The organism is Shewanella sp. 10N.286.51.B8, assembly GCF_041469325.1.
Taxonomy (GTDB): domain Bacteria; phylum Pseudomonadota; class Gammaproteobacteria; order Enterobacterales; family Shewanellaceae; genus Shewanella.
Genome location: NZ_JBFRKG010000050.1, coordinates 39,915 through 50,301 on the forward strand (window position 1 = coordinate 39,915; position 10,387 = coordinate 50,301).

8 protein-coding genes are annotated in these 10,387 nt (G+C 43.0%); 7 read left to right on the top strand and 1 reads right to left on the bottom strand.

Translation table 11 applies throughout. From position 1 onward, the window contains the following. The first annotated feature begins 1 nt into the window (after window position 1). The 5 genes from murC to lpxC all read left to right on the top strand — a co-directional run bounded on the left by murC (window position 2) and on the right by lpxC (window position 5,921). A complete protein-coding gene (murC, locus tag AB4160_RS17570) occupies window positions 2–1,468 on the top strand; it encodes a UDP-N-acetylmuramate--L-alanine ligase (protein ID WP_372005695.1) in 1,467 nt (488 codons plus the stop codon). Window positions 1,469–1,581: 113 nt separating this feature from the next. Then, window positions 1,582–2,349 carry a cell division protein FtsQ/DivIB gene (locus AB4160_RS17575; protein ID WP_372005697.1) on the top strand — a complete coding sequence of 256 codons (768 nt, stop codon included), beginning with the start codon at window positions 1,582–1,584 and terminating at the stop codon, window positions 2,347–2,349. Beyond that, complete coding sequence (gene ftsA, locus AB4160_RS17580) at window positions 2,350–3,585, top strand: cell division protein FtsA (RefSeq protein ID WP_076537973.1); 1,236 nt, start codon at window positions 2,350–2,352, stop codon at window positions 3,583–3,585. A 26-nt stretch (window positions 3,586–3,611) separates the two neighbouring features. Continuing rightward, window positions 3,612–4,790 carry a cell division protein FtsZ gene (ftsZ, locus tag AB4160_RS17585; RefSeq protein WP_102440219.1) on the top strand — a complete coding sequence of 393 codons (1,179 nt, stop codon included), beginning with the start codon at window positions 3,612–3,614 and terminating at the stop codon, window positions 4,788–4,790. Window positions 4,791–5,000: 210 nt separating this feature from the next. After that, window positions 5,001–5,921: a UDP-3-O-acyl-N-acetylglucosamine deacetylase gene (gene lpxC / locus AB4160_RS17590; protein WP_076537968.1), complete on the top strand. Its 921-nt coding sequence runs from the start codon at window positions 5,001–5,003 to the stop codon at window positions 5,919–5,921. Window positions 5,922–5,926: 5 nt separating this feature from the next. Here lpxC and AB4160_RS17595 read toward each other — a convergent pair whose 3' ends face one another. Next, window positions 5,927–6,379: a DUF721 domain-containing protein gene (locus AB4160_RS17595; RefSeq protein ID WP_076537966.1), complete on the bottom strand. Its 453-nt coding sequence runs from the start codon at window positions 6,377–6,379 to the stop codon at window positions 5,927–5,929. Window positions 6,380–6,406: 27 nt separating this feature from the next. On the opposite strand from AB4160_RS17595, the gene AB4160_RS17600 reads away from it, so the two are divergent. Together AB4160_RS17600 and secA are read left to right on the top strand one after the other, a co-directional pair. Continuing rightward, window positions 6,407–7,306: a M23 family metallopeptidase gene (locus tag AB4160_RS17600; RefSeq protein WP_102440220.1), complete on the top strand. Its 900-nt coding sequence runs from the start codon at window positions 6,407–6,409 to the stop codon at window positions 7,304–7,306. A gap of 58 nt (window positions 7,307–7,364) precedes the next feature. Beyond that, entirely contained in the window at window positions 7,365–10,085 is a 2,721-nt protein-coding gene (gene secA / locus AB4160_RS17605; protein ID WP_102440221.1) for a preprotein translocase subunit SecA, read from the top strand. Window positions 10,086–10,387: the final 302 nt, after the last annotated feature.

Below are 10,387 nucleotides of genomic sequence, written 5' to 3' on the forward strand. Positions count from 1 at the left end.
CATGACCAAGACAGAAAAGTACGCCCAATTACGCACCATGATCCCAGAAATGCGACGGATTAAGAAAATCCATTTCGTCGGTATTGGCGGTGCTGGTATGGGTGGAATTGCAGAAGTATTAGTGAATGAAGGCTACCACATCAGTGGATCTGACATCGCTGAAAACACAGTGACACAAAGGTTAGCCAGTTTAGGCGCTAAGATTATTATTGGCCATCAGGCGCAAAGCGTGGTTGATGTGGATGTGGTGGTCGTGTCAACGGCTATTAACAACGAGAACCCAGAAATCATTGAAGCGAAGCAGCGCCGCATTCCTATAGTGCGCCGTGCTGAAATGCTTGCTGAGTTAATGCGTTATCGCCATGGTGTAGCCATTGCAGGCACGCACGGTAAAACCACTACAACTAGCTTAATTGCCAGTGTTTATGGCCAAGCTGAGCGCGATCCGACATTTGTGATTGGCGGCTTATTAAATAGTGCTGGTACTAATGCGCGTTTAGGCACTAGTCGTTATTTGATTGCAGAAGCCGATGAAAGTGATGCCAGCTTTCTGCATTTGCAGCCAATGGTGAGTGTGGTTACCAATATTGAAGCTGATCATATGGATACCTATGGCGGCGATTTTGAAAAATTGAAAACAACCTTTGTCGACTTTTTACATAACCTGCCGTTTTATGGTGTTGCGGTGATGTGTATTGATGATGAAGTGATTCAAGAGATTATGCCAAGAGTCGGCCGTCAGGTAGTGACTTACGGTTTCAGTGAACAAGCGGATGTGCAGGCACTTAACTTTAAGCAAGTCGGTCATCAAAGCCAATTTAGCGTGCGCCGTAAAAACCGTGATGATTTAGATATCGTGTTAAATCTTCCTGGTGAGCACAATGTACTAAACGCGCTTGCTGCCATTGCTGTCGCATCAGAAGATGAAATTGATGATGAAGCGATTGTAACAGCCCTTGCTGACTTTGAAGGCATTGGGCGACGTTTCCAGCATCTTGGCGAGTTTGACACCGCTAACGGCAAAGTAATGCTGGTTGATGATTACGGTCATCACCCAAGTGAAGTACTGGCAACGATTAAAGCCGCTAGAGCAGGTTGGCCAGATAAGCGTTTAGTGATGGCCTATCAGCCTCATCGTTACAGCCGTACTCGCGACTTATATGATGACTTTGTCGAGGTGCTGTCACAAGTTGATGGGCTGCTATTACTGGATGTCTATGCCGCTGGCGAAAGTGTCATTCCTGGTGCAGATGGACGCGCTTTATGTCGCTCTATCCGTTTAAGAGGGCAAGTGGAACCGATATTTGTGGCTTCACCTGAGCTGTTAACCGATGTGTTGCCAGACGTATTGCAAGATGGTGATTTATTACTCACTCAGGGCGCAGGTAATATCGGCGCTTTGTCCAAATTGTTAGCCACGACCAATTTAGGCTTTGATAATTTAAACAATGCTAAAAGTGGTGAGTGATTTTTGTACTATAAATGATTGTAAAATAGATACTTTATTACAATCAGTATGCTAGATATAATGGTGAATTGGCCAATGAAAGTGACATTGTATATTGTGGAGTTACAGTAACCGTGGCGTGGAGTGATAAAGCCCGTCAGTTGCGAGGCCATTTGAGTGAAATCAACTGGTACTTGTATACAGGCTTATTGTTTTTACTCATGGTGTTAATGACCATATTTTGGGCCAGTTTAAAGTTAAATACGCTGCTAAATGATGCAGACGCCTTGCCCATTGAGGCTGTAGCGATTCATGGCGAGCGCTTATATACCAGTGACGCAGATATTCAAGCGGCACTGCAGGCCTTAATGCAGAGCAGCTTTTTTAGTGCCGATGTGGTTGAAGTGCAGCACGCGCTAGAGGCTTTGCCTTGGGTATATCGCGCGTCAGTAAGACGCGAATGGCCTGCTAAGTTGAAAGTGAACTTGCAAGAGCAACAAGCGGTAGCACACTGGAATGGTAATGATTGGCTTAATTTGGATGGTGAAGCTTTTAAGGCGCAATCCCATCCCATGATTGCTGCCCTGCCCATGTTATCAGGGCCTGAGGATATGTCAGCTGAAGTGTTAACTAGCTATCAGCAATTAGCAGATTTATTAAGTATTAATGGCTTTACCTTAGCAAGTTTAAGTTTAAGTCCACGCCATGCTTGGCATGCAACACTAGATAACGGCATCCTCCTTGAATTAGGTCGAGAAGATAAGATGTCGAGAATACAAAGATTTATAAATGTTTACCCTGAAATAATACAAAATAAAAAGCCAATAGCGACAATCGATTTACGCTATGACACAGGTGTTGCCGTTGGCTGGGATGATACTAAAACAGAGAGTCGACATTAAATGACCAAGAATCAGGAAAGAAATCTTATCGTAGGCTTAGATATCGGTACATCTAAGGTCGCAGTTATCATTGGCGAAGTTCTGCCAGATGGCGAGATAAGCGTGGTTGGTTTAGGTAATCACCCTTCTCGTGGTATGGACAAGGGCGGCGTAAATGATCTGGATTCAATTGTTAGAAGTGTACAACGTGCATTAGACCAAGCTGAATTGATGGCCGATTGCCAAGTATCATCAGTGTATTTAAGTATTTCAGGTAAACATATCGCCTGCCAAAACGAAAACGGCATGGTGTCAATTAATGACGAAGAAGTTACCCAAGAAGATGTGGACAATGTCATCCATACAGCTCGTTCGGTGAAAATCCCGACAGAGCGAAGAATTTTGCATGTGTTACCACAGGAATACTCAATTGACGTTCAAGACGGGATAAAAAGCCCAATTGGTATGTCGGGTATGCGAATGGAAGCCAAAGCGCACATCGTTACTTGTGCTAACGACATGGCGAAAAATATTACTAAGAGCGTTGAGCGCTGCGGCCTAACTGTTGATGACTTGGTGTTTGCAGGTATTGCATCAGCTGACTCAGTGCTGACCAATGATGAAAAAGATTTAGGCGTGTGTATTGTTGATATCGGTGGTGGCACCACAGATATTGCGGTTTATACCAACGGTGCACTAAGGCATTGCGCAGTGATATCAGTCGCAGGCAATCAAGTCAGTAGTGACATAGCTAAAATATTTAGAACACCGCTGACCCATGCAGAGCAAATCAAAGTACAGTTTGCCAGCGCCAGAAGCGCTATGGTTAGTCGCGAAGATAGCATTGAAGTCCCCTCAGTTGGTGGCAGACCTTCTCGCAGTATGTCACGTCATACGTTAGCAGAGGTTGTCGAGCCAAGGTATCAAGAGCTATTTGAATTAGTGCTTAAAGAATTAACTGACAGTGGTTTAGAAGATCAAATTGCTGCAGGGATCGTGTTAACAGGCGGTACATCAATGATTACCGGCGCGGTGGATATTGCTGAAGCAACATTTGGCATGCCAGTAAGGGTTGCATCACCGCTACCAGTTAAAGGATTAAATGAATATGTAGATCAACCTATTTACGCTACAGGAATAGGTTTGCTTCATTACGGCGCCAGACGCGTAATCGAACGTCAGTTCGAACGTCCTGAACGTCAAGGGGTTACCAGTCTTTTGAATCGGGTCAAAAGCTGGTTTAAGGGTGAATTTTAATAACGCAGACAAACGGAGATCAGACTATGTTTGAGATCATGGACACTCATAACGACGAAGCGGTGATTAAAGTCATCGGCGTCGGTGGTGGCGGCGGTAACGCAGTCGAACATATGGTAAAGCACAGCATCGAAGGTGTTGAATTTATCGTAACTAACACGGATGCTCAGGCATTACGTAAGTCAGGTGCTGGTTCAACTATTCAATTGGGGCGTGATGTCACCAAAGGTTTAGGTGCTGGAGCAAACCCTGATGTTGGTCGTCAAGCGGCAGAAGAAGATAAAGAAAACATTCGTGCAGCAATCAAAGGATCTGACATGATCTTTATTGCCGCAGGTATGGGCGGTGGTACCGGTACTGGTGCAGCCCCTGTTGTGGCTGAAATTGCCCGTGAAGAAGGCATTTTAACCGTTGCTGTAGTCACAAAGCCTTTTCCATTTGAAGGCAAAAAACGCATGTTATTTGCTGAGCAAGGTATTGCAGAGCTGGCAAAGCATGTTGATTCATTGATTACTATACCTAACGAAAAGTTATTGAAAGTATTGGGCCGTGGTACATCATTATTAGATGCATTTGCTGCAGCTAATAACGTATTGCTAGGCGCAGTGCAGGGTATTGCTGAGTTAATTACTCGTCCTGGTTTAATCAACGTGGATTTCGCCGACGTTAAAACGGTTATGTCTGAAATGGGTAATGCCATGATGGGTACAGGCGTTGCAACTGGTGATGATCGCGCTGAAGAAGCGGCAGAAGCTGCTGTGGCTAGTCCATTACTAGAAGATATTGATCTTGCTGGCGCTCGTGGCGTATTGGTGAATATCACCGCTGGTTTAGATATCAGTATTGAAGAGCTAGAAACAGTGGGTAACCACGTTAAAGCTTATGCATCTGATAACGCAACAGTAGTAGTCGGTGCAGTAATTGATCCTGAAATGAGCGAAGAGCTACGCGTAACTGTAGTTGCTACAGGTATCGGCGCAGAGAAAAAGCCTGATATTCAATTAGTGACAAAACCAGTTTCACGCCCAGAGCCTGCACCAATTGAAGTTAAAGCTGAGCCAGTTGAAGAGCAAGTTGCGGCAACAAATTATGTTGCACCAACAGGTAATGCTGTTCCTGCTCAGCAACCAGTAGCACAGCCAACAGCTCGCGCAGATGGTGACTATTTAGATATCCCAGCATTTTTACGTAAACAAGCTGATTAATTACAGTTTGGTAGTAAAGTTAGAATGTTGAATGCATAAGATGTTGATAAAATGTTGCTTGTGTAAGTAGAGGCGTATTAAAAACCACTAAATGGTACTTTTTTTGTGAAAAGGCAATTTTATGGTAGTATACCGCCTCAGCTTGCTGGGTAAACTCAGTATATATAGCGCATGAATGTTTATTTTAAAGTGATTAAAACGGGTAACTGAATGATTTTTCAAAGAACTGTTCAAAAGATGGTGAAGAGTACTGGTGTCGGGCTTCATTCCGGCAACAAGGTCACTCTGTGCATTATGCCCGCACCTGTCAATACTGGTATCGTACTTCGTCGTACAGATTTAAGCCCTGCAGTGGAAATTCCTGCTAAGGCTCATCTTGTGCGTGAAACAACTATGTGTACGGCATTAGTTAATGATGAAGGTGTTCGCATTTCAACTATCGAACATTTATTTGCAGCACTTGCAGGCCTTGGCATTGATAACGCAGTTATTGAAGTTGATGCTCCTGAAATCCCGATTATGGATGGCAGTGCAAGTCCGTTTGTTTTTTTACTGCAAAGTGCAGGTATTAAAGAGCAAGCAGTCGCTAAAAAATATATCAAAATCAATAAAACTGTGCGTGTTGAAGACGGCGATAAATGGGCAGAGTTAAAGCCATTTAAAGGCTTTAGAGTGGATTTTAAAATCGACTTTAATCACCCAGAAATCTCTCGTAGTCAACAGCATATGGTTATGGATTTTTCAACATCTGCATTTGTGAAAGATATCAGCCGTGCAAGAACATTTGGTTTTATGCGAGATATTGAATATCTTCGAGCCAATAACTTAGCACTGGGTGGCAGCATGGAAAATGCCGTCGTGCTTGATGAATATCGTGTCCTTAACCCTGATGGTCTGCGTTATGAGGACGAATTTGTTAAGCACAAAATTCTTGATGCTTTTGGTGATTTATATGTCGCAGGGCATGCCATTGTTGGTGAGTTCTGTGCGTATAAAACGGGTCATGCTTTAAATAACCAATTGGTTAGAGCGTTATTAGCCCAACAAGAAGCGTGGGAGTTAGTCAGCTTTGAAAATGAAGTCGATGTACCGTTAAGCTTTATGGTACCCGGCGCAGCGTCTTTCGCATAATATAGTTAAGATTGCCTATTACGGCTGGCCAATGCAGCCAGCCGTTTTAGTTTTTCACCTAGTGACCCTTCAACATGATCAGCCAACGTTTGTAAATGTTCTGCCGCGACAGGGCTAATAGTTGCGTAATTAGTTGAGGTTTTGCTTGGTGATATTGCTAACCCTGGGTTAACTTTAACCTCTATAGCGGTAAGCATTGGAAGGGTTTCTTCCTTAAGTTGTTGCAGTAATTTGGTCTTTTGGAAGTTTATTCTAGCAGCCCAAGCAGCCGATGTAGTTTCAATTACAAGAACACCCTGCCGAAGATTAGCGACTTTAAGCTGTTCAACAACAGGACCTGTTAAACTCTGCTTTACGTAATTATTAAGTTGATTTAATAGTTCTGCTTTTTCAGCCAATGCCGGTAATTGTCCAGATTGATGTAGTAAGCTACTGAGATCTTGCGGGGGCTTTTTCATATGATAATAAGATGGCTGAGTTAGGCTATGAGTGTAACAGTTTTTATCCAAGGTCGAAACGGAGTAACTCGCTGGCATCCTAGCAAGCGTTGGTTACTTCTACCTATCCTATTAGTTGTAGCGGGAACCGGCATCTATCAACAAAGTGCCGATCGTTTTGCTGAGCAACAAACCAAAGTTGATGAAAATAAAAAGTTGCGCGAGCAACAAAAGCAGCAAGTCATTAGCCTCAAACAAGCAACAGAAACCCAATTAGCCACATTGGTGACTCATGTCGCCTCTATGCAAGCAAAAATTACCCGCCTCGAAGCCCTCGGTCAGCAAGTTGCTGAAAATAATTTACTCGAAGATCAATTCGACTTTGCCACAGAAGTGGGTGTCGGAGGATTGAGTGAAATAGGCACAGGCGTGGAAATAAACCAACTGTTAAATGATATGACCCAGTTGGTATCAAGAATTGATAATAATAATGTTCAGCTGTCTCTACTTGAAACAGTGTCAACTAATCTCCATATAGATGAAGAACGTTATATATCAGGGCGGCCAATCGTAAAAGGTTGGTTATCTTCGCCCTACGGTTTACGGAATGACCCTTTTAATGGTCGTAGAACAATGCATAAAGGTATTGATTTTGCGGGCACTGAAGGCGGCGATGTTATTGCAACTGCTGCAGGTGTAGTAACGTGGTCTGGAAATATGCTTGGATATGGTGGGTTAGTCGAAATTGATCATGGAAATGGTCTTCGAACCCGCTATGGACACAACAAATCTATGTCAGTAAACCTAGGTGACGTCGTTGCCAAAGGCGATAAAATTGCCAGTATGGGAAGCACAGGCCGTTCAACTGGTCCCCACGTGCATTACGAAGTTTTGCGAAACGGACAGCAAATAGATCCAAGAAAGTTCGTCTATCGCAAAGCGAGTTAATAACATTTTCGGTTAAGTCGCTCATTTGAGCTCAACCTACAAGAGATAAGTGATTAAGATGTTAGGCAAATTACTGACAAAAGTATTCGGCAGTCGTAACGACCGTACCTTGAAAGGTTTAGGTAAAGTTGTAACTAAAATTAATGCATTAGAAGCTGAATATGAAAAGCTGACAGATGAACAACTAAAAGCAAAAACAGACGAGTTCCGTCAGCGTATTGAAAATGGTGAAACCTTAGATGCGCTTATGGCAGAAGTATTTGCCACAGTGCGTGAAGCATCTAAACGTGTTTTCGAAATGCGCCACTTCGATGTGCAATTACTCGGTGGTATGGTACTTGATAGTAACCGCATCGCTGAAATGAGAACCGGTGAAGGTAAAACCTTAACCGCAACTCTGCCAGCATATTTAAATGGTATTACCGGTAAAGGCGTCCACGTCATTACCGTGAATGATTACCTTGCGCGTCGTGATGCGGAAAATAACCGTCCATTATTTGAATTCCTAGGGCTTAGCGTTGGTATTAACGTGGCAGGCCTTGGTCAAGCAGAAAAGAAAGAAGCGTATAACTCTGATATTACCTACGGGACTAACAACGAGTTTGGTTTCGATTACCTGCGTGACAACATGGCGTTCTCTCCTCAAGAGCGAGTTCAACGTCCGCTGCATTACGCACTGATTGATGAAGTTGATTCAATCTTAATTGATGAAGCGCGTACACCATTGATTATCTCTGGTGCAGCAGAAAATAGCTCTGAGCTATATATCAAAGTAAACACCCTTATTCCTAACCTTATCGTTCAAGAGAAAGAAGATACAGAAGATGAGATTGGTGAAGGTGATTTCAGTATCGATGAAAAAGCCAAACAAGTTCATTTTACAGAGCGTGGCCAAGAAAAAGTTGAATTACTGTTAGTTGAGCTAGGTGTGCTCAATGAAGGTGATTCACTGTATTCAGCAGCTAACATCTCATTACTGCATCACGTAAATGCAGCATTAAGAGCGCATACCTTATTTGAACGTGATGTTGATTACATTGTTCAAGACGGTGAAGTGATTATTGTTGATGAACATACTGGCCGTACCATGCCAGGTCGTCGCTGGTCAGAAGGTTTACATCAAGCTGTTGAAGCAAAAGAAGCAGTCAACATTCAAAATGAAAACCAAACATTAGCGTCAATCACATTCCAGAACTACTTCCGTCAATATGAGAAGCTAGCAGGGATGACAGGTACAGCTGACACTGAAGCATTCGAGTTCCAACATATTTATGGACTTGATACCGTCGTGGTACCAACTAATAAGCCAATGGTACGTAATGATATGCCTGATTTGGTTTATCTTACAGCAACAGAAAAATACAATGCCATCATTGAAGACATTAAAGGTTGTCGCGAACGTGGTCAGCCTGTGCTTGTGGGTACGGTATCAATCGAGCAATCAGAATTATTAGCGACCTTATTAAAGCAAGCTAAGATCCCACATTCAGTATTGAACGCCAAGTTCCATGAAAAAGAAGCAGACATTGTTGCTCAAGCAGGTAGCGCTGGAGTAGTGACTATCGCAACTAACATGGCCGGTCGTGGTACCGATATCGTGTTAGGTGGCAACTGGAAAGTTGAAGTTGATGCATTAAAGGATCCAACTGAAGATCAAATCGCTCGCATTAAAGCAGAATGGCAAGTTCGTCATGATGCAGTTATTGCTTCGGGTGGTTTACACATTTTAGGCACCGAGCGTCACGAGTCACGTCGTATCGATAATCAGCTTCGTGGTCGTGCAGGCCGTCAAGGTGATGCGGGTTCATCGCGCTTTTATCTTTCAATGGAAGATAGCTTAATGCGTATCTTCGCATCTGAAAAAGTATCTGGCATGATGAAAAAACTGGGTATGGAAGAAGGCGAAGCCATCGAACATCCTTGGGTATCTCGTGCAATTGAAAATGCGCAACGTAAAGTAGAAGCGCGTAACTTCGATATTCGTAAGCAATTACTTGAATATGATGATGTCGCTAACGATCAACGCCAAGTTGTTTATTCTCAGCGCAATGAGTTAATGGACGCAGAAAGCATTGAAGACACCATTTCAAATATTGAACAAGATGTCGTTAGTGGTGTGATTGATCAATATATTCCACAGCAGTCTGTAGAAGAGTTGTGGGACGTACCAGGTCTAGAGCAGCGTCTTGCCCAAGAGTTTGGTCTTCAACTAACCATTCAACAATGGTTAGATACAGAAGATGACCTTCACGAAGAAACTTTACGTGAGCGTATTGTATCAAGCTGGAGCGAAGCATATAAAGCTAAAGAGCAGATGGTTGGTGAGCAAGTGCTACGTCAGTTCGAAAAAGCAGTCATGCTACAAACATTAGATGGTCTGTGGAAAGAGCATTTAGCAGCAATGGATCACTTGCGCCAAGGTATTCATTTACGTGGTTACGCACAAAAGAATCCAAAGCAAGAGTATAAACGTGAATCATTTGAGTTATTCCAACAAATGTTGGAGTCACTAAAACACGATGTCATCAGTGTACTCTCTAAGGTACAGGTTCAAGCACAATCAGATGTTGATGATATGGAGCAGCGTCGTCGTGACGAAGAAGCCAAGATCCAACGCGAATACCAGCATGCAGCATCAGAATCGCTAACAGAGAATAAAGAAGCTGAAGCAGCAACGCCAAGAACTGTGATTAGAGACGGTGAGAAAGTTGGCCGTAATGACCCTTGTCCATGTGGCTCAGGTAAGAAGTACAAGCAGTGTCACGGTAAACTGACCTAAAACACCGCAATATTTAATAATTTAAAAGGCAGCTATTTTTAGCTGCCTTTTTTGTACCTAATAAATAGTATAAAAAACAGTCGCCTCAAGTGTTTTTGTGGATAACACTGGGGGTAAAATCTGGGTAACGTGTGATTAATAAAAAAGATCGCAAATAATGCGAAAAACTTTTAAAAAGCCCTTGCACCAATTCAGAATCTGCCTATAATGCGCATCCACTGACACGGCAAACCACGCACTAGCATGGGTTACACGCCAAATCAGTTCACTGTAAAGTGACGCTGAAAATTGTTTTTAAATAA

What these genes read in the sequence shown, in the direction of transcription:
- secA (WP_102440221.1), top strand. Translation starts at nt 7,365, where the DNA reads ATGTTAGGCAAATTACTGACAAAAGTATTCGGCAGTCGTAACGACCGT.
- lpxC (WP_076537968.1), top strand. Translation starts at nt 5,001, where the DNA reads ATGATTTTTCAAAGAACTGTTCAAAAGATGGTGAAGAGTACTGGTGTC.
- AB4160_RS17595 (WP_076537966.1), bottom strand. Translation starts at nt 6,379, where the DNA reads ATGAAAAAGCCCCCGCAAGATCTCAGTAGCTTACTACATCAATCTGGA.
- ftsZ (WP_102440219.1), top strand. Translation starts at nt 3,612, where the DNA reads ATGTTTGAGATCATGGACACTCATAACGACGAAGCGGTGATTAAAGTC.
- AB4160_RS17600 (WP_102440220.1), top strand. Translation starts at nt 6,407, where the DNA reads ATGAGTGTAACAGTTTTTATCCAAGGTCGAAACGGAGTAACTCGCTGG.
- murC (WP_372005695.1), top strand. Translation starts at nt 2, where the DNA reads ATGACCAAGACAGAAAAGTACGCCCAATTACGCACCATGATCCCAGAA.
- ftsA (WP_076537973.1), top strand. Translation starts at nt 2,350, where the DNA reads ATGACCAAGAATCAGGAAAGAAATCTTATCGTAGGCTTAGATATCGGT.